We start from the raw sequence: 18,935 nt of genomic DNA, 5'->3' as shown, positions 1-18,935 counted from the left end.
GCAACGATGAACCGCCAGAAGCCCCCAAAAACGCCGGTTCCAGAAGACTGGACCATAATTGATAGGGTTGTGACCGCATTTTCTTGACCTTTAGGTCAGAAAATCATTGACCGAAAAGTCAGACATGACTAGATTCGGCGCAAAGCGGTTAACAACAATAATGAGTCTGCGAGGCCTTCCGTGATCCAGTTTTTACTTAACCAGGAACTCCGTAGCGAGCACGCCCTGGACCCCAACCTGACCGTGCTCAACTACCTGCGCGAGCATGTGGGCAAACCCGGCACCAAGGAAGGCTGTGCCAGCGGCGATTGCGGCGCCTGCACCGTGGTGGTCGGCGAACTGCACAGCGACGAGCAGGGCGAGCGGATTCGCTATCGCAGCCTGAATGCGTGCCTGACGTTCGTGTCGTCGTTGCACGGCAAACAGTTGATCAGCGTCGAAGACCTCAAGCACCAGGGCCAACTGCACAGCGTGCAACAGGCGATGGTGGAGTGTCACGGTTCGCAATGCGGCTTCTGCACCCCCGGTTTTGTGATGTCGTTGTTCGCCCTGCAAAAAAACAGCGACGCGCCCGACCGCGACAAAGCCCATGAAGCCCTGGCCGGCAACCTGTGCCGCTGCACCGGCTATCGCCCGATCCTCGCCGCCGCCGAACAGGCCTGCTGCAACAAACCCCAGGATCAGTTCGACAGCCGCGAGGCCCAGACCATCGCCCGCCTCAAGGCTATCGCGCCGACGCACACCGCTGAACTCAACAGCGGCGACAAACGCTGCCTGGTGCCGCTGACCGTCGCCGACCTGGCCGACCTCTACGACGCCTACCCCCAGGCCCGCCTGCTGGCCGGTGGCACCGACCTGGCGCTGGAAGTCACGCAGTTCCACCGCACGCTGCCGGTGATGATCTATGTCGGCAATATCGACGAGATGAAGCGCATCGAGACGTTCGACGATCGCCTGGAAATCGGCGCCGCCGCCGCCCTCTCCGATTGCTACACCGCGCTGCGCCACGAATACGCGGACTTCGGCGAACTGCTGCAGCGCTTCGCCTCCCTGCAAATCCGCAACCAGGGCACCCTGGGCGGCAACATCGGCAACGCCTCGCCGATCGGCGATTCGCCGCCGCTGCTGATCGCCCTCGGCGCGCAGATCGTGCTGTGCAAGGGCAACGTCCGTCGCACCCTGGCGCTGGAAGATTACTTCATCGACTACCGCGTCACCGCACGCCAAGACAGCGAGTTCATCGAGAAGATCATCGTGCCCAAGGGCCACACGCGGTTCCGGGCGTACAAGGTATCCAAGCGCCTGGACGACGATATTTCCGCGGTGTGCGCGGCGTTCAACCTGAAGATCGACGACGGTGTGATCAGCGACGCCCGCGTCGCCTTCGGCGGTATGGCCGCCACGCCCAAACGCGCACAGCACTGCGAAACCGTGCTGATCGGCGCGCCCTGGAATGCCGCCACCGTGGAGCACGCCTGCGCCGCCCTGGCCGAGGATTTCACCCCGCTGTCGGACTTTCGCGCCAGCAAGGAATACCGCCTGCTCAGCGCGCAGAACCTGCTGCGCAAATACTTCATCGAGCTGCAAACGCCGCACATCGAAACTCGGGTGACCGCCTATGTCTAACCATCACGCCGTGGCAAAAACCCAGGCCGAACTGGCCGCGCTGTTTGCCCAGGACCTGACCTCTGGCGTCGGCCGCAGCGTCAAGCACGACAGCGCCGCCAAGCACGTATCCGGCGAAGCGCAGTACATCGACGACCGCCTGGAATTCCCCAACCAGTTGCACCTGTATGCGCGCCTGTCCGACCGCGCCCACGCCAAAATCCTCAACATCGATACCGCGCCCTGCTACGCCTTCGACGGCGTGCGTATCGTCATCACCCACGAAGACGTGCCGGGGCTCAAAGACATCGGCCCGCTGCTGCCGGGTGATCCGCTGCTGGCCATCGACACCGTGCAGTTCGTCGGCCAGGTGGTGCTGGCCGTGGCCGCCCGCGACCTGGAAACTGCGCGCAAAGCGGCGCTGGCCGCAGTGATCGAATACGAAGACCTGGAGCCGGTGCTGGACGTGGTCGAGGCCTACCGCAACCAGCATTTCGTGCTGGACAGCCACACCCATCAACGCGGCGATTCGGCGACAGCACTGGCGGCCGCGAAGCATCGCATCCAGGGCACGCTGCATATCGGCGGCCAGGAACACTTCTACCTGGAAACCCAGATTTCCTCGGTGATGCCCACCGAAGACGGCGGCATGATCGTCTACTGCTCCACGCAAAACCCCACCGAGGTGCAGAAGCTGGTGGCCGAAGTGCTCGACGTGTCGATGAACAAGATCGTCGTCGACATGCGCCGCATGGGCGGTGGTTTCGGCGGCAAGGAGACTCAGGCCGCCAGCCCGGCGTGCCTGTGTGCGGTGGTCGCGCGCCTTACCGGGCAGCCGACCAAGATGCGCCTGCCGCGCGTCGAAGACATGCTGATGACCGGCAAGCGCCACCCCTTCTATATCGAATACGACGTCGGCTTCGACGACAGCGGGCGCTTGCATGGCATCCAGCTGGAGCTGGCGGGTAACTGCGGCTGTTCGCCAGACCTGTCGAACTCGATTGTCGACCGCGCCATGTTCCACGCCGACAACGCGTATTACCTGGGCGATGCCACGGTCAACGGCCATCGCTGCAAGACCAACACCGCGTCCAACACCGCCTATCGCGGCTTCGGCGGCCCGCAAGGGATGGTCGCCATCGAAGAAGTGATGGACGCCATCGCCCGTCATCTGGCCCTCGACCCGTTGGCGGTGCGCAAGGCCAACTATTACGGCAAGACCGAGCGCAACGTCACCCACTACTATCAGACCGTCGAGCACAACCTGCTCGAAGAGATGACTGCCGAGCTTGAGGCCAGCAGCCAATACGCCGAGCGCCGCGAAGCGATCCGCCGCTACAACGCGCACAGCCCGATCCTGAAAAAAGGCCTGGCGCTGACCCCGGTGAAATTCGGCATCTCCTTCACCGCCAGCTTCCTCAACCAGGCCGGCGCGCTGATCCATATCTACACCGATGGCAGCATCCACCTGAACCACGGCGGCACCGAGATGGGCCAGGGCTTGAACACCAAGGTCGCGCAAGTGGTGGCCGAGGTGTTCCAGGTGGACATCGACCGTGTGCAGATCACCGCCACCAACACCGACAAGGTGCCCAACACCTCGCCGACCGCCGCCTCCAGCGGTGCCGACCTGAACGGCAAGGCCGCGCAGAACGCCGCCGAAACCATCAAGCAACGCCTGGTGGAATTTGCCGCGCGCCACTACGCGGTGAGCGAAGCGGACGTGGCATTCCACAACGGCCATGTGCGCGTGCGCGAGCAGATCCTGAGCTTTGAAAGCCTGATCCAGCAGGCGTATTTCGCCCAGGTGTCGTTGTCGAGCACCGGCTTCTACAAGACCCCGAAAATCTTCTACGACCGCAGCCAGGCGCGCGGTCGGCCGTTCTACTACTTCGCGTTCGGCGCGGCCTGCTGCGAAGTGATCGTCGACACCCTGACCGGCGAATACAAGATGCTGCGCACCGACATCCTCCACGACGTCGGCGCTTCGCTGAACCCGGCCATCGACACTGGCCAGGTCGAAGGCGGCTTTATCCAGGGCATGGGCTGGCTGACCATGGAAGAGCTGGTGTGGAACGACAAGGGCAAGCTGATGACGAACGGTCCGGCCAGCTACAAGATTCCGGCCGTGGCCGACATGCCCTTGGATTTGCGCGTGAAGCTGGTGGAAAACCGTAAGAACCCGGAAGACACGGTGTTCCATTCCAAGGCCGTGGGTGAGCCGCCGTTCATGCTCGGGATTGCTTCGTGGTGCGCGATCAAGGATGCGGTGGCGAGCCTGGGTGACTATCGTCACCAGCCGAACATCGATGCGCCGGCGACGCCGGAGCGGGTGTTGTGGGGCTGTGAGCAGATGCGGCAGTTGGGGGCTGCGAAGGCGGTTGAGGCTGAAACCGAGATGGCTTCGCTCTGAATCGAGGCGCTGCCATCGGGGGCAAGTCGAATCGTCGCACCGCCCCTCCCACATTTTTCACCTGTGAATACATTCAAGTATGGGAAGGGGCTTGCCCCTCTCACATTTTTGATCTGTGAATACATTCAAGTGTGAGAAGGGGCTTGCCCCTCCCACATTTTTGATCTGTGAATACATTCAAGTGTGAGAAGGGGCTTGCCCCTCCCACATTTTTGATCTGTGAATACATTCAAGTGTGGGAGGGGGCTTGCCCCCGATGACGGTAGAACTGACAACAGAAATGTTGAGGTAGACATGAACAACTGGATCAGCGCCCTCGCCAACCTGCAAAACCAGGGCGAGCCCTGCGTACTGGTCACCATCATCGAAGAGCTCGGCTCCACGCCGCGCAATGCCGGTTCGAAGATGGTCATCAGTGCCGCACACACGTTCGACACCATCGGCGGCGGGCACCTGGAATACAAAGCGATGCAGATCGCCCGCGACATGCTCGCCCGCGGCCAGCAACACACCCATCTGGAGCGCTTCAGCCTCGGCGCGAGCCTGGGCCAGTGCTGCGGCGGCGCGACCGTGCTGCTGTTCGAACCCATGGGCCAGGTGCAGGCACAGATCGCCGTATTTGGCGCCGGCCACGTCGGCCGCGCCCTGGTGCCGTTGCTGGCGAGCCTGCCGTGCCGGGTGCGCTGGATCGATTCGCGCGAGCAAGAGTTCCCGGAATACATCCCACAAGGCGTGCGCAAAATCGTCAGCGAAGAACCGGTCGACGAAATTGCCGACCTGCCCGTAGGCAGTTACTGCATCGTGATGACCCACAATCACGCGCTGGACCTGGAACTCAGCGCCGCCCTGCTCAAGCGCAATGACTTTGCCTACTTCGGCCTGATCGGTTCAAAGACCAAGCGCGTCAAGTTCGAACACCGCCTGCGGGATCGCGGCGTCGACGCCGCACAACTGCAACGCATGCGCTGTCCCATGGGCCTTAGCGAAGTGAAGGGCAAATTGCCGGTGGAAATCGCCATCTCCATCGCTGGCGAAATCATCGCCACCTATAACGCCCATTTCGGCCAGCACACCGCGAGCGCCGAACCCATTGCCCAACTGCTGCCGGCTTCGCGTCGCAGCCAAGCTATCTAAATTGAGATCACCATGCCTTCGACTCGCAAAGCCTACCGCGCCGCCATCCTGCACAGCCTCGCCGACCCCGCCGAAGTGGGGATCGAGGCGTCCTATGAGTATTTCGAAGACGGCCTGCTGGTCATCGACAACGGCCGGATCAGCGCCCTGGGCCACGCCCACGACCTGCTGCCGCACCTGCCCGCCGAGGTCGAAATCACCCACTACCAGGACGCGCTGATCACCCCCGGGCTGATCGATACGCATATCCACCTGCCGCAAACCGGCATGGTCGGCGCTTATGGCGAACAGTTGCTGGACTGGCTCAACACCTACACCTTCCCCTGCGAGCGCCAGTTCGCCGACAAGGCCCATGCCGAGGACGTCGCGGAGATTTTCATCAAGGAACTGCTGCGCAACGGCACCACCACCGCGCTGGTGTTCGGCAGCGTGCATCCGCAATCGGTGCAGGCATTCTTCGAGGCCGCCGAAAAACTCGACCTGCGCATGATCGCCGGCAAGGTGATGATGGACCGCAACGCCCCCGACTACCTGACCGACACCGCCGAATCCGGCTACCAGGAGAGCAAGGCGCTGATCGAACGCTGGCACGGCAAGGGCCGCCTGCACTATGCGGTGACGCCGCGCTTCGCGCCTACCAGCACGCCGCAGCAATTGGCGCTGGCCGGGCAACTGCTGGGCGAATACCCCGACCTGTACATGCAGACGCACATCAGTGAGAACAAGCAGGAAGTCGAGTGGGTCAACGAGCTGTTCCCCGAGCGCAGCGGCTACCTGGATGTGTACGACCACTACCAGCTATTGGGCGAACGCTCGGTGTTTGCCCACGGCGTGCATCTGTGCGATGACGAATGCGCGCGGTTGGCGCAGACCGGCTCGGCAGTCGCATTCTGCCCGACCTCGAACCTGTTCCTCGGCAGCGGGCTGTTCAACCTGCCGATGGCCGAGAAGCACAAACTCAACGTGGGCCTGGGCACTGACGTCGGCGGCGGCACCAGCTTCTCGTTGCTGCAGACGTTGAACGAAGCCTACAAGGTCATGCAACTGCAAGGCGCGCGACTGAGCCCGTTCAAGTCACTGTACCTGGCCACCCTGGGCGGTGCGCGGGCGCTGCGGTTGGAGGACAAGATCGGCACGTTGCAGCCGGGTACCGATGCGGACTTCCTGGTGCTGGATTACAACGCCACGCCACTGCTCAGCTATCGCATGAAGCAGGCCAAGGACATTGCCGAGAGGTTGTTTGTATTGATGACGTTGGGGGATGACCGGGCGGTGTTGCAGACCTATGCGGCCGGTAATCTGGTCCACCAACGCTAATTTCAGATATGCCACAAACCCAAATGTGGGAGGGGGGCTTGCCCCCGATTGCAGTGGTTCAGTCAAAGCATCCAGTGACTGATACACCGCCATCGGGGGCAAGCCCCCTCCCACATTTTTGATCGGGCTTAGAGTTTGACCGACGAACGCCCCGGCTTCTTGCTCTGCAACAAATGCGAGAACACCGCATGCAAATCATCCGACGCGCTTTCCTCGTCGAGGTTGAGCTTGCTGTCGATATGATCCATGTGATGCATCATCAAATTCACTGCCAGCGCCGCGTCTCGGGCTTCGATCGCATCAATCAACTGACTGTGTTCATCGTAGGAACAGTGCGAACGGTTGCCGCTTTCGTACTGCGCGATGATCAATGAGGTCTGGGACACCAGGCTGCGCTGGAAGCTGATCAGCGGCGCGTTCTTCGCCGCTTCGGCCAGCTTCAGATGGAATTCGCCGGAAAGGCGGATACCGGCACCGCGATCGCCGCGGGAGAAGCTGTCGCGTTCGTCGTTGACCATCTGCCGCAACTCGGCCAACTGCTCCGCCGTGGCGTGCTGCACCGCCAGCTCCGTGATCGCCCGCTCGACCAGGCGCCGGGCCAGGAACACCTGGCGCGCTTCTTCGACACTCGGGCTGGCCACCACCGCGCCGCGATTGGGCCGCAGCAGTACCACGCCTTCATGGGCCAGGCGCGACAGCGCGCGGCGAATGATGGTGCGGCTCACGCCAAAGATTTCGCCGAGTGCCTCTTCGCTCAATTTGGTACCGGGTGCCAGGCGTTGTTCGAGAATCGCCTCGAAGATATGCGCGTAGACGATATCGTCCTGGGTTCCGCTGCGGCCGGTCTTGCTGGCTCGCGGTTGTTTCTTGAGAGGTTGCAACTGTTCGTTCATGGGCACTCGGATCGGGAGAACGGCGGCGAATTAACGGTAATACGGCAACAAAGAGGCGCTGGCAAGTATCAGCTAAAATCAGCGCACATTGTACACAACCCCATGCGCCAACACACTGTACGGCTGTTTGCGAGCCCGGCTGTATTGCAATGAGTCGTTACGTTTGAGTTTAGGCTTGAATCTGCGCCTTCACTGGCAAACTCCCAGGTAAAAGGAACACCTAGCCATGACCGACGCCACCCAAGCGCCCTTGCGCCCACTGGCCGACACTTCTCCCTCGGCCATCGTCGCCGGTTTCATCGCCATGATGACCGGCTATACCAGCTCCCTGGTGCTCATGTTCCAGGCCGGCCAAGCCGCCGGTTTGACCAGCGCGCAGATTTCCTCGTGGATCTGGGCGATTTCCATCGGCATGGCGGTGTGCAGCATCGGCCTGTCCCTGCGCTACCGCACACCGATCACCATTGCCTGGTCGACACCCGGCGCAGCGCTGTTGATCACCAGCCTCGGCGGCGTCAGTTACGGCGAAGCCATCGGCGCCTACATCACCTGCGCGGTGCTGGTGACGCTCTGCGGGCTGACCGGCAGCTTCGAAAAACTGGTCAGACGCATCCCGGCGTCGCTGGCGGCGGCGTTGCTGGCGGGGATTCTGTTCAAGATCGGCAGCGAGATTTTCGTCGCCGCGCAGCATCGCACCGGCCTGGTGCTGGGGATGTTTTTCACCTACCTGCTCATCAAACGCCTGTCGCCGCGGTATGCGGTGCTCGCCGCGCTGGTGATCGGCAGCGTGCTGTCCGGGCTGATGGGGCTCCTGGATTTCAGCGGCTTTCACCTGGAAGTGGCAACGCCGGTCTGGACCACGCCGCACTTCTCGCTGGCGGCGACCATCAGCATCGGCATCCCGCTGTTCGTGGTGGCGATGACCTCGCAAAACATGCCGGGCGTCGCAGTGTTGCGCGCCGACGGCTATAACGTGCCAGCGTCGCCGCTGATCACCGCCACCGGCCTGGCCTCGCTGGTGTTGGCGCCGTTCGGCTCCCACGGCATCAACCTGGCGGCGATCAGTGCGGCGATCTGCACCGGGCCCCACGCCCATGAAGACCGTAACAAGCGCTACACGGCGGCAGTCTGGTGTGGCGTGTTCTACGGCATTGCCGGGGTGTTCGGCGCCACATTGGCGGCCTTGTTCGCAGCATTGCCCAAGGAACTGGTGCTGTCGATTGCGGCATTGGCGTTGTTTGGCTCGATCATCAATGGCTTGAGCATCGCCATGAATGAGCCGAAGGAACGGGAAGCGGCGCTGATCACCTTTATGGTCACCGCGTCAGGCTTGACGTTGTTTTCCATCGGGTCGGCGTTCTGGGGGATCGTGGCGGGGGTGTTGACGCTGCTGATTCTGAACTGGCGCAAGGCATAAAAAAACGGCGACCCTCAGGTCGCCGTTTTGTTTAGTATCACTTAGCCGCGTTGATCGGCTTTTCCGGATACCACACGTCCATCAACGGGCTGACTTCAGCCTTGGTCAGCTCGGAACGGGTTTTCAGCCAGGCGTCAACGGCAGCACGCTGCGCTTCGGAGACCGAGCCACGCTTCTGCAGGCAAACCAGACCGTAGTCATCGCCGCCGACATAGCCCAGACCGTTGGCTTCCATGGCTTCTTTGATGAATGCTTCGAGGAAAGCGTCGATAGCTTCTTCACTCAGGCCTTCGTTGAAGTCCAGGTTCAGTTCGAAACCCAGCTCTTGAAATTCATCAACGCACAGTTTTTTGCGCAGACGCTGGGAACGGTTAGTCGCCATTGGAACAATCCTCATAAGTAATAACGGGCGGCACTTTAGCAGCTTAAGGCAGCGATTGCCCGACTCTCTGGGACAGGCGGCGAAATGCCTGGAAAAAAAACCCCGATTAGCAGCTATCGTTCAGCTACAAGTGGTTCCAGCTTGGGGCATAATGCCGACACTTTCATGACTACTGAGGGATTTTCTTACATACCCCTCGCCTTTTTCACCCTCCTCAGCAGTAGGGTTTTATTCCTTATGATCAAATCTTTGCGTCCATTGCTCCTTGCCGGCGTTCTCCTGCCGCTGGCTTTTTCCGCCACCGCCGCCCCGATCAATAACACCCTGCCACCCAACGTTGCACAGGCCCTGCAGAAGGCCAAGTTGCAGAACACCGCATTGTCCCTGGTGATGCTGCCGTTGAACGGCCCCGGCACCCCCACCGTCTTCAATGCCGACGTCTCGGTGAACCCGGCCTCCACCATGAAGCTGGTCACCACCTACGCAGCCCTGGAAATGCTCGGCCCCAACCACCAGTGGAAGACCGAGTTCTACACCGACGGCCCCCTCAGCGGTGGTGTATTGCGCGGCAACCTGTACCTCAAGGGCGGCGGCGATCCCAAGCTGAACATGGAAAAACTCTGGCTGCTGATGCGCGACCTGCGGGCCAATGGCGTGCAGCAAGTCACCGGCGATCTGGTGCTGGACCGTAGCTTCTTTATCCCGCCGCAACTGCCGGAATTCAATGACGACGGCAATGACGAGAACAAACCGTTCCTGGTCAAGCCCGATGCCTTGCTGGTCAACCTCAAGGCCCTGCGCTTCGTGACCCGCAACGATTCGGGACGCGTGATCGTGTCGGTCGAGCCGCCGATCGCCAGCATTCGCATCGACAATCAGGTCAAGGCGTCCAACGCCAAGCAATGTACCGGCGACGTGCGCTACAACCCGGTGACGGCGGCGGATGGCAGCATCACCGTGACCGTCAGCGGCCAGTTGGGCGATGGCTGCAGCTCGCAGACCTACTTGTCGTTGCTCGACCACGCCACGTACACCGCCGGCGCCGTGCGGGCGATCTGGCAGGAATTGGGCGGCACCATCCAGGGCCGTGACATCCAGGCACCGGTGCCCAAGGACGCCAAGGTACTGGCGCGGGCCTTCTCGCCGGACCTGGCGGAAATCATCCGCGACATCAACAAATACAGTAACAACACCATGGCCCAGCAGTTGTTCCTGAGCCTGGGCGCGCAGTTCCGCAACGACGCCGACGGCGACGATGCCAAGGCCGCGCAACGCGTGGTACGCCAGTGGCTGGCGAAAAAAGGCATCACCTCACCGCACTTGGTGATGGAGAACGGTTCGGGCCTGTCCCGTGCCGAACGCGTCAGCGCGCGTGAGATGGCGGCCATGTTGCAAGCCGCGTGGAGAAGCCCCTACGCCGCGGAATACATCAGCTCGATGCCAATCGCCGGCACCGACGGCACCATGCGTAAACGCCTGAAGACCACCGCCATGCGCGGTGAAGCCCACGTCAAGACCGGTACCTTGAACACCGTGCGCGCCATCGCCGGGTTCAGCCGCGACAACAACGGCAATACCTGGGTGGTGGTGGCGATCCTCAACGATCCGAAGCCGTGGGGTGCGTCGTCGGTGCTCGACCAGGTGCTGCTGGACCTGTACCGCCAGCCGAAGCTGGCGGCAGCGGCGCCAGTCCTCTAGACACCGCCACAACCTGTGGGCAAACCCGCGCCCACAGGTTGTGTACGACGTCGACATTCACACCGGCAAGCGTTCCGCTTCGACCCGATCCCTGCCCGCCTGCTTGGCCACGTACACCGCCGAATCCGCGCGCAGCAGTAACCCGTCGATCCCCTCATCGACCCGCCAACTGGCCACCCCGAAGCTGGCGGTGACGACTCCCACCGTCCCCATCGGCGCATCGCGCAGCGCCCGCCATAGCTCCATCGCCAAACCGTAGGCCTGGGCGCCGTCGGTGTTGGGGCACAACACCATGAACTCCTCGCCACCCAGGCGACAGAACACATCGGTGCGGCGCAAGCGCTGGCTGATGCGCTTGCACAGTTCCTGCAACACTCCATCCCCGACCGCATGGCCGTACTGGTCGTTGATACGCTTGAAGTGATCGATATCCAGCATGATCACCGACAACGCCCCCGAGGTGCGATTGAGGCGGACCATCTCAGCCTTGAGACGATCCTGGAAATACCGACGGTTATGGATCCCGGTGAGGGCATCGGTGATGGACAGCGCGCGCAGTTCTTCTTCCACGCGCTTGAGATCGGAAATGTCCGACACATAGCCATGCCACAGCGTACCGCCGCCCGGCAGTTCTTCCGGCGTGGCCTCACCGCGAATCCAGCGCAGGCCCCGTTGCGGCAGTTGCACGCGGTACTCTTCGCGCCAGTGGCTCAATTGCAGCGCGGATAAGCGGATCGACGCACGCACCCGCTCGACGTCCAGCGGGTGGATGCGCTCCAAGACCTGCGTTGCATCCCGTTGCAGCACCCCTGTGTCGATCTCATAGATATCGCGCATGCCATCACTGGCGTAGACAAACCGCCACTTGTCCTGGGGTTCCAGAGTGAATTGGAAGATCCCGCCCGGGACATGGGCGCTGAGCTTTTTCAGCAGACGGTCGCGCACGGCCAGGGCCTCGTAGGCGCGTTTTTGCTCGGTGACATCCAGGTACATCGCCAGGTGCCCGACCCATAAGCCATGGTCATCCAGCAACACGGTGCCCAACATATTCACCGTCAAACGGCTGCCATCCTCGCGCACCAAGGTCCACTCGCGCGCCTCGTGCGGGCTGCCCGGGCTTTCCACCAGCATCGCCTGGCTCGGCGGGATTCGCCGGCCCAATGCAATGCTCAGACTCGCCGCACGCACATCCAGCTCCGCCGCCACATGCAGGCTCTCCAGGGTCGAGCGGCCGAGTATGTGCTCGGCCTTGAACCCCAGCATCTGCTCGGCACCGGCGTTGAAGGTGTTGATCACGCCGTGCAAGTCGGTGGCAATGATCGCAACCTGCGTCGCGGCGTTCAGCACACTGCGTAACTGGCCATGGGCGCTGCGCAGTTCCTGCTCGCGCAGGCGTAGCTGCACGGTACGCTGCTCCACCAGTTTCAAGGCGCGCTGACGCTGGCTGACCAACATATAGAGCAAGACACTGAGCAACAGGCTGAAGAGCCCGCCCACGGCCAGGATCGGGACCAACGACGAGCCGTTGCCCTGTTCGAACACCTGGCTGGGGCGCAGGTTCAGGGCGTAGACATGATCGCCGAGGGTGAGGCGACGCGCGGCGACCAGATCGCTGTCGGCCAGGGCATTGCTGGATTCGTACAACAGGCGCCCTTGCTGGTCGGAAGTGTCGACGATCTGCGTCACCAGATTATCGCGATCCGACTTGGGCAAGCCGTCGGCCATCAACTGGCGCATGCTGATCACGGCCATCACAAAGCCGTAGGGTTCTGTTCCGCCCGGGGAGACGACCGGCGCGACCAATAACACCCCGGTGGCATAGGCCGGTTCCACCCCCACCAACTGCATGGGCTGGGACACGGCCAGCTTGCCGCTCGCTTGTGCGCGCTCCAGGGTCGAGCGCCGCAGCGGCTGGGCCAGCAGGTCAAAGCCCAGCGGCGAACCGAGCAGGCTTCGGGTCTGGCTGTACAGGACCGGCACGTATTCATCGCGCTCCACCGCCGGGGCCAACTCACCGTGTGAATTCAGTTCCCGTATGCTGAACGGCAGACCGCGCTGGCGCGATACGTCCTGTTCAAACTGAGCGCGCTGATCACGCATAACCCGCGGCGCCCAGGCATAGGCCCGGGAACGCAGCAGCAAAGGCTGGGCGAAACCGTCGAACTCGTCGCGGGACACATCATTGGAATTGACGAAGAAGCGTTGCAGGCTGGTCAGGCGTTGCTCCTGGTCCTCGAAACGCTCCTGCAGACGGGTGAATCGCTCATTGACCAACAGCTGGAAACGCTGGCGCCCTTGCTGTTGATAGAGGTCGGATGTCGCCCAGGCGACGATGATCGTCAAGGCGCTACCGCCCAGAAACACCACCAATGCCATCAACCAAGCCGATACCTGCTCATTGATAAAACCTAGGATCTTCGGGCGAACGGCTTGCAACGGCATAGGCAACACTCACAACGCCAGCGTGTGGGGGGATCACTTTGGCCGGACATTTAGTTATAGCGAGCGGCCCTCCGTTTGACCAGCGTAAAAAAGCCGCAAGACCGGATAATTCCAGGCTTGCGGCTGATGAGTGGAGCAATCAGCGAGCAGTGATTTTCCAGGCCCGATGGATCTTCGCGTTACGCGCAAAATCCGGGTCGAGGGTCTTGTCGCTGATCTCCTCGACCGCGTAGCGTTCGCTGAGGTTGTCCTCAAGCACGAACTTGCGGAAGTTGTTCGAGAAGTACAGCACGCCGCCCGGTGCCAGGCGCGCCATGGCGAGGTCGAGCAGTTGCACGTGGTCGCGCTGCACGTCGAAGATCCCTTCCATGCGCTTGGAGTTGGAGAAGGTCGGCGGGTCGATGAAGATCAGGTCGAACTCATCGCGACTGGCTTCCAGCCACGCCATCACATCACCCTGCTCCAGGCGGTTCTTGTCGGAGAAACCGTTGAGGGAGAAGTTGCGGCGCGCCCAGTCCAGGTAGGTCTTGGACAGGTCGACGCTGGTCGTGGTGCGCGCGCCGCCCTTGGCCGCATGCACGCTGGCGGTGGCGGTGTAGCAATACAGGTTGAGGAAACGCTTGCCGGCCGCCTCTTTCTGGATACGCATACGCATCGGCCGGTGGTCGAGGAACAGGCCGGTGTCGAGGTAGTCGGTGAGGTTGACCAGCAGCTTCACGCCGCCTTCGCTGACCTCGGTGAACTTGCCCTGGGCGCTCTGGCGTTCGTACTGCTTGGTGCCGCTCTGACGCTCGCGGCGCTTGACCACCACGCGGCTCTTGTCGATGTTCAGCGCCTGGGGAATGGCCGCCAATGCGTCGAACATGCGCGCGGAGGCTTTTTCCGGGTCGATGGATTTCGGCGCGGCGTATTCCTGCACATGGACCCAATCGTGATACAGGTCGATGGCCATGGAATATTCCGGCATGTCGGCATCGTAGACGCGGTAGCAATCCACGCCCTCACGCTTGGCCCACTTGCCCAGTTGCTTGAGGTTCTTTTGCAGGCGGTTGGCAAACATCTGCCCGCCTTCGCTCAGGCGCGCCTGTTCGACCACGGGGGCCGGCGCCGGTGCAGGTTTGATCGGGTTGCCGTTCTTGTTGTACTGACGCTCTTGCGGCTCGGTCGGGGTCTGGTCGTAGGCAGCTTGTTCACGTTCGGCCTGGCGCTGCTCTGGGGTGCGGCGCTCGCCGGTGACGAACTGGTCCGGGTTGACCTTGATCAGCAGCAATTTGCACGGCAAAGCGCCGTTCCAGAACGAATACTGCTTGTGACTGCGGATGCCCATGCGCTTGCCCAGGTCCGGCGCGCCGGTGAACACCGCCGCCTCCCAGCCCATGCACGCCTGGCGCAGACGCTCGCCGAGGTTCTGGTAGAGGTACAACAGGCTCGCTTCGTCGCCCAGCCGCTCGCCGTAGGGCGGGTTGCAGATCACCAGGCCTTTCTGGTTCTGGTCCGGGCGCGGCTCGAACGTGCCGACTTCGCCCTGGTACACCTTGATCCAATGGCTGAGACCGGCACGCTCGATGTTGTTGCGAGCAGGCTGGATCAAGCGCGGATCGGCTTCGTAGCCACGAATCCACAACGGCGGCTTGTTCATGCCGATGGCAGCGCGCTCGCTGGCCTCGGTGTGCAGTTTCTTCCACAACGCCGGGACGTGACCGAGCCAGGTGGTGAAACCCCACAGTTCGCGATTGAGGTTGGGCGCCATATCGGCGGCGATCATCGCGCCTTCCACCAGGAAGGTGCCGACGCCGCACATCGGGTCGGTCAACGCGCCGCCTTCCGCAGCGATGCGCGGCCAGCCGGCACGGATCAGGATGGCTGCAGCGAGGTTTTCCTTCAACGGTGCCGCGCCCTGCTGCAGGCGGTAACCGCGCTGGTGCAGGCTGTGGCCGGACAGGTCGAGGGAGAGAATCGCTTCGCCACGGTCCAGGCGCAGGTGGATGCGCAGGTCCGGGTTGATCTTGTCGATGGACGGACGCTCGCCGGTCGGGGTGCGCAGCTTGTCGACAATCGCATCCTTGACCTTCAGCGCGCCGAAGTGGGTGTTGTCGATGCCCGAGCCGTGACCGCTGAACTCCACCGCCAGGCTGCCGTCCGGGACCATGTGATCGGCCCAGTCGATATCCAGCACGCCATGGTAGAGGTCTTCGGCGTCCTTCATCGGGAAGCGCTTGAGGACCAGCAACACGCGGTTGGCCAGGCGCGACCAGAGGCACAGGCGGTAGGCGGTTTCCATGTCGGCCATGCCGCGCACGGCCGAGGTGTGCTCGCGGGCTTCCTCAAGGCCAAGCCCGACGGCTTCCTCGATCAGCAGGCCTTCGAGGCCCTTGGGGCAGGTGAGGAAGAGTTCAAAACGGTCCGACATGGGCAATCCAGGCTTTTCAGCAATAAATGAACGGGCGACGCATCGCCGGCTCGGTTTTCAATCAAGCACTTTTCTTGAAGAGTGCCCGCGTGGCACGAATGTGCCGTCCCACCCCGTCTGGCGGGCCTGTGGGCCTTGATTGACGGGGCAGAGAGATAAGTGATGCAACAAAAAGAAATATTCAGACCCTTCGTCGAATAATAACCGACTGCAACGGGCGGGCTTTTTCAGCAAGGGATTAAGCCATTCTCTTCGTAAGGCACATCATAGCCGGCTTTGCCCAATAAAAGGGGCGAAAAGCCATCCCAGCTTATGGCTATAACATCGTTATTGTTACGTGCTTATGACAAAACGATCATTGAATCCATGTGACCTATTGGTTAGAACTCAACACAGGTCAGCGCCACAACGGCACTGGCACATTGGCTCGCCACGCCGGCAGCGGGCCGCACCAACGGCAGAAAAACTCTGCCCGGCCTCAGACGAGGCCGAAGGATATCAAGACAGTCAACAAGTGAGGGAAACACCCTATGAGAAGACTTAAGCGTGATCCGTTGGAAAGAGCATTTTTACGCGGATATCAATACGGCGTTCATGGCAAATCCCGTGAGCTTTGCCCATTTACTCTACCGTCGGTACGCCAAGCCTGGATCAACGGCTGGCGAGAAGGACGCGGCGACAACTGGGACGGTATGACAGGCACTGCGGGCATCCACAGACTCAACGAACTTCACGCGGTCGGCTAATCAAGGGCATTCAATTCCGACACCAGCACGAATATAGCTAACGACTTAACCACGCACGCCCTATCCAGGCGGCGGGCTTCGGCCCAGGGGCTCCTCTTGAGGAGCCCTTTTTATTGGGCGTGTGTCAGGCCTTTTTGGGCAATGCCGCAATCGCGTCCACCGCCTCGCGAATCAGCGCCGGGCCTTTGTAGATAAAGCCGGAATACAGCTGCACCAGGCTCGCGCCAGCGGCGATCTTCTCGGCCGCGTGCTTGCCTTCGGTGATACCGCCGACCGCGATGATCGGCAAACGCCCGGCCAGCTCGGCGGCCAGCACCTTGACGATGTGCGTGCTTTTGTCACGCACCGGAGCGCCCGACAAGCCGCCCGCTTCGTCGCCATGGGCCAGGCCTTCAACGCCGACACGGCTGAGGGTGGTGTTGGTGGCAATCACCGCATCCATGCCTGACTCCACCAGCGCCTGGGCAACCAGCACGGTTTCTTCATCCGTCATGTCCGGGGCGATCTTGATCGCCAACGGCACACGCTTGCCATGGCGCACGGCGAGGTCTTCCTGGCGCAGGCGCAAGGCTTCGAGCAATTGCTTGAGGGAGTCACCGAACTGCAGGCTACGCAGGCCCGGGGTGTTGGGCGAGCTGACGTTCACCGTGACATAGCTGGCGTGGGCGTAGACCTTGTCCAGGCAGATCAGGTAGTCATCCACCGCGCGCTCCACCGGCGTATCGAAATTCTTGCCGATATTGATCCCGAGGACGCCCTTGTACTTCGCCGCCTGGACCCGCGACAGCAGGTGATCGACACCGAGGTTGTTGAAGCCCATGCGGTTGATGATCGCCTCAGCCTCCGGCAGGCGAAAGATGCGCGGCTTGGGATTGCCCGGTTGAGGGCGCGGGGTCACGGTGCCGATTTCGACGAAACCGAAACCCAACTGCGCAAAGCCATCGATGGCCGTACCGTTCTTGTCCAGGCCGGCAGCCAGCCCGACCGGGTTGGGAAAGTCGAGCCCCATCACCGAAACCGGCATTTTCGCCGGTGCCTTGCATACCAGGCCATTGAGCCCCAGGCGGCCACCGGCACCGATCAGGTCCAGGGACAGATCATGGGAAGTCTCCGGGGAGAGTTTGAACAACAGCTGGCGGGCCAGGGTATACATGGGCGGGCTAGACTCGGATGGCGGCGATAAGTGGCGGCGATTATAGCCGGGCTGGCGGCCTGCGTGCGAGGCGTGCCGCCCAATCGTCAGTAGCGATGCGCGACCAACGCTTCGTAACGGGCCCAGACCTTCTGTGCGTACTGCAAGCGCAACGCCTCACGCTGTGGACCCGGCCCCGGGCCTGCGTTGTAGGCGCCGATGGCCGTCCAGTTATAGCCGAAGCGCTGAACGAACTCGGCAAGAATCGAGGCCCCGACCTCTATTGACAGGCACGGCTCACTCAACAGCCGGTCTTCGGTGATGCCTAATTTGAGCAAGCGTGGCAAGTGAACGCTGTTGATCTGCATCAGGCCGATATCGCGGGAGCCGTTGCGATTGTTGTAATTCATCGCGCCCGCACGGTAACCCGACTCTACGGCGGCAATGGCCTGCAGCAATTCCGGCTCAAGATCGTAGCGACTGGCCACCTCGTCCCAGCAATACGCCAGCGCCTTATTGCTGCCCATCAGCACCACCAGCAACAGGCCCTTGCGCCACGCCTTGCGCATCCCGAGGCTACCTGCCACAGGCCGAACAAACATCGATGGGCTGCAACGAGGCGCGCTCGGCTGGCCGCACCGGGCATGTAAAGCGATAGCCCCTGCCATAGATCGTCTTGATAAACCCTTTGTCGGCGCGCAGATGTTTACGCAACGAATAAATGCAGCGTGTCAGCGATTCCTCCGACACCTCCCCCTGGCGCCAAGCCATTTCAAGCAAACAGTCTTTGGTCATCAGCGCACCACCGGACACCAACAACAAGCGCAGCACTTGCCATTCCTTGGGCGGCAACTGGATATCCACGCCCTCGCCGGTCAAGCGTCCATCGCCATGCAGGGTCCAGCGGCCAAAGACCAGGGAAATCGTCATCCCTCCATCATTCACCACGGCCATACACACCTCTGCATCCAACCACTGACATTGAAATCCTGATTTCCAGAAATGGCGCATACGCCGACTGCACGACTATAAAAAAAGCCTCCCCGAGCCACCCTAGGAGAAAGCCCATATCAGCAGGGCTTTCCGGAATCGCCTTGTAAGAAATCTCACTGGAACTGATAACTAAGGCGATACCCACTCCTGGTAGACCTCAAGCAGCTCAACCCCCAGGCGGTCTTCCAACTGCACCAGTTCGCCCAGAGCCAGTAACTGACCGTTGACGCGCACTTCCACGCAATGGATGACCTCCGGTGCCAGCGGCAGCACTTTCCCCGGTGCAAACAACGCCAGCCGCTTGCGCGTGATCAGTTGTTCCTGCAAAAGAATTTCCAGATGCATGACGAGCG

General features: G+C 61.7%; 15 protein-coding genes. 7 read left to right on the top strand and 8 right to left on the bottom strand.

Features of this window, described 5'->3' with window-relative positions; translation table 11 throughout:
* Nucleotides 1-180: 180 nt before the first annotated feature.
* The 4 genes from xdhA to guaD all read left to right on the top strand — a co-directional run bounded on the left by xdhA (nt 181) and on the right by guaD (nt 6,469).
* Nucleotides 181-1,626, top strand: a complete 1,446-nt coding sequence (gene xdhA, locus ACVWZP_RS28605; RefSeq protein ID WP_079444499.1) for a xanthine dehydrogenase small subunit — start codon at nt 181-183, stop codon at nt 1,624-1,626.
* Nucleotides 1,619-4,018 carry a xanthine dehydrogenase molybdopterin binding subunit gene (gene xdhB, locus ACVWZP_RS28600; protein ID WP_457370329.1) on the top strand — a complete coding sequence of 800 codons (2,400 nt, stop codon included), beginning with the start codon at nt 1,619-1,621 and terminating at the stop codon, nt 4,016-4,018. Before xdhA ends, xdhB begins: the two co-directional genes overlap by 8 nt.
* 294 nt (nt 4,019-4,312) lie before the next feature.
* Nucleotides 4,313-5,152, top strand: a complete 840-nt coding sequence (gene xdhC, locus ACVWZP_RS28595) for a xanthine dehydrogenase accessory protein XdhC (protein WP_108524751.1) — start codon at nt 4,313-4,315, stop codon at nt 5,150-5,152.
* A gap of 12 nt (nt 5,153-5,164) precedes the next feature.
* Nucleotides 5,165-6,469, top strand: a complete 1,305-nt coding sequence (gene guaD / locus ACVWZP_RS28590) for a guanine deaminase (protein ID WP_057003812.1) — start codon at nt 5,165-5,167, stop codon at nt 6,467-6,469.
* A gap of 128 nt (nt 6,470-6,597) precedes the next feature.
* Here guaD and ACVWZP_RS28585 read toward each other — a convergent pair whose 3' ends face one another.
* Nucleotides 6,598-7,362, bottom strand: a complete 765-nt coding sequence (locus tag ACVWZP_RS28585; protein WP_046382440.1) for a GntR family transcriptional regulator — start codon at nt 7,360-7,362, stop codon at nt 6,598-6,600.
* Nucleotides 7,363-7,588: 226 nt separating this feature from the next.
* On the opposite strand from ACVWZP_RS28585, the gene ACVWZP_RS28580 reads away from it, so the two are divergent.
* Nucleotides 7,589-8,779 carry a benzoate/H(+) symporter BenE family transporter gene (locus tag ACVWZP_RS28580; protein ID WP_046489409.1) on the top strand — a complete coding sequence of 397 codons (1,191 nt, stop codon included), beginning with the start codon at nt 7,589-7,591 and terminating at the stop codon, nt 8,777-8,779.
* Between the two features lie 37 nt (nt 8,780-8,816).
* On the opposite strand, the gene ACVWZP_RS28575 is transcribed toward ACVWZP_RS28580, so the two are convergent.
* Entirely contained in the window at nt 8,817-9,161 is a 345-nt protein-coding gene (locus ACVWZP_RS28575; protein WP_046382438.1) for a YggL family protein, read from the bottom strand.
* 237 nt (nt 9,162-9,398) lie between these two features.
* Here ACVWZP_RS28575 and dacB point away from each other — a divergent pair, with 237 nt between their 5' ends.
* The gene (gene dacB, locus ACVWZP_RS28570) at nt 9,399-10,859 is read left to right on the top strand and encodes a D-alanyl-D-alanine carboxypeptidase/D-alanyl-D-alanine endopeptidase (RefSeq protein ID WP_457370328.1); all 1,461 of its coding nucleotides are present in this window, start codon (nt 9,399-9,401) and stop codon (nt 10,857-10,859) included.
* Between the two features lie 57 nt (nt 10,860-10,916).
* Here the strand turns inward: dacB and ACVWZP_RS28565 are convergent, their stop codons facing one another.
* Nucleotides 10,917-13,301, bottom strand: coding sequence for a sensor domain-containing diguanylate cyclase (locus tag ACVWZP_RS28565; RefSeq protein WP_288073874.1), 2,385 nt, complete (start codon nt 13,299-13,301; stop codon nt 10,917-10,919).
* Nucleotides 13,302-13,440: 139 nt separating this feature from the next.
* A complete protein-coding gene (gene rlmKL, locus ACVWZP_RS28560; protein ID WP_046382435.1) occupies nt 13,441-15,711 on the bottom strand; it encodes a bifunctional 23S rRNA (guanine(2069)-N(7))-methyltransferase RlmK/23S rRNA (guanine(2445)-N(2))-methyltransferase RlmL in 2,271 nt (756 codons plus the stop codon).
* A 530-nt stretch (nt 15,712-16,241) separates the two neighbouring features.
* Between rlmKL and rmf the strand changes: the two genes are divergently transcribed.
* Entirely contained in the window at nt 16,242-16,457 is a 216-nt protein-coding gene (gene rmf, locus ACVWZP_RS28555; RefSeq protein ID WP_002553055.1) for a ribosome modulation factor, read from the top strand.
* A gap of 124 nt (nt 16,458-16,581) precedes the next feature.
* On the opposite strand, the gene ACVWZP_RS28550 is transcribed toward rmf, so the two are convergent.
* From ACVWZP_RS28550 to ACVWZP_RS28535, 4 genes are all read right to left on the bottom strand, one after another.
* A complete protein-coding gene (locus ACVWZP_RS28550) occupies nt 16,582-17,610 on the bottom strand; it encodes a quinone-dependent dihydroorotate dehydrogenase (RefSeq protein WP_046382434.1) in 1,029 nt (342 codons plus the stop codon).
* A gap of 86 nt (nt 17,611-17,696) precedes the next feature.
* Nucleotides 17,697-18,158 (bottom strand): transglycosylase SLT domain-containing protein, encoded by a 462-nt coding sequence (locus tag ACVWZP_RS28545; RefSeq protein ID WP_256822703.1) that lies wholly within the window; start codon nt 18,156-18,158, stop codon nt 17,697-17,699.
* Between the two features lie 7 nt (nt 18,159-18,165).
* Entirely contained in the window at nt 18,166-18,543 is a 378-nt protein-coding gene (locus ACVWZP_RS28540) for a winged helix-turn-helix domain-containing protein (protein WP_046382432.1), read from the bottom strand.
* Between the two features lie 168 nt (nt 18,544-18,711).
* A complete protein-coding gene (locus ACVWZP_RS28535; RefSeq protein WP_017845218.1) occupies nt 18,712-18,927 on the bottom strand; it encodes a FliM/FliN family flagellar motor switch protein in 216 nt (71 codons plus the stop codon).
* Nucleotides 18,928-18,935 lie beyond the last annotated feature (8 nt).

The organism is Pseudomonas sp. TE36184 (genome assembly GCF_054060055.1).
Note: the sequence above shows the minus strand (reverse complement) of the source record. Positions and strands in the feature narration are given on the sequence as shown.

Bases quoted from the DNA above. Each gene is read 5' to 3' on its own strand.
- xdhB (WP_457370329.1), top strand. From the start codon at position 1,619: ATGTCTAACCATCACGCCGTGGCAAAAACCCAGGCCGAACTGGCCGCG.
- xdhC (WP_108524751.1), top strand. From the start codon at position 4,313: ATGAACAACTGGATCAGCGCCCTCGCCAACCTGCAAAACCAGGGCGAG.
- guaD (WP_057003812.1), top strand. From the start codon at position 5,165: ATGCCTTCGACTCGCAAAGCCTACCGCGCCGCCATCCTGCACAGCCTC.
- ACVWZP_RS28585 (WP_046382440.1), bottom strand. From the start codon at position 7,362: ATGAACGAACAGTTGCAACCTCTCAAGAAACAACCGCGAGCCAGCAAG.
- ACVWZP_RS28580 (WP_046489409.1), top strand. From the start codon at position 7,589: ATGACCGACGCCACCCAAGCGCCCTTGCGCCCACTGGCCGACACTTCT.
- ACVWZP_RS28575 (WP_046382438.1), bottom strand. From the start codon at position 9,161: ATGGCGACTAACCGTTCCCAGCGTCTGCGCAAAAAACTGTGCGTTGAT.
- dacB (WP_457370328.1), top strand. From the start codon at position 9,399: ATGATCAAATCTTTGCGTCCATTGCTCCTTGCCGGCGTTCTCCTGCCG.
- ACVWZP_RS28565 (WP_288073874.1), bottom strand. From the start codon at position 13,301: ATGCCGTTGCAAGCCGTTCGCCCGAAGATCCTAGGTTTTATCAATGAG.
- rlmKL (WP_046382435.1), bottom strand. From the start codon at position 15,711: ATGTCGGACCGTTTTGAACTCTTCCTCACCTGCCCCAAGGGCCTCGAA.
- rmf (WP_002553055.1), top strand. From the start codon at position 16,242: ATGAGAAGACTTAAGCGTGATCCGTTGGAAAGAGCATTTTTACGCGGA.
- ACVWZP_RS28550 (WP_046382434.1), bottom strand. From the start codon at position 17,610: ATGTATACCCTGGCCCGCCAGCTGTTGTTCAAACTCTCCCCGGAGACT.
- ACVWZP_RS28545 (WP_256822703.1), bottom strand. From the start codon at position 18,158: ATGCGCAAGGCGTGGCGCAAGGGCCTGTTGCTGGTGGTGCTGATGGGC.
- ACVWZP_RS28540 (WP_046382432.1), bottom strand. From the start codon at position 18,543: ATGGCCGTGGTGAATGATGGAGGGATGACGATTTCCCTGGTCTTTGGC.
- ACVWZP_RS28535 (WP_017845218.1), bottom strand. From the start codon at position 18,927: ATGCATCTGGAAATTCTTTTGCAGGAACAACTGATCACGCGCAAGCGG.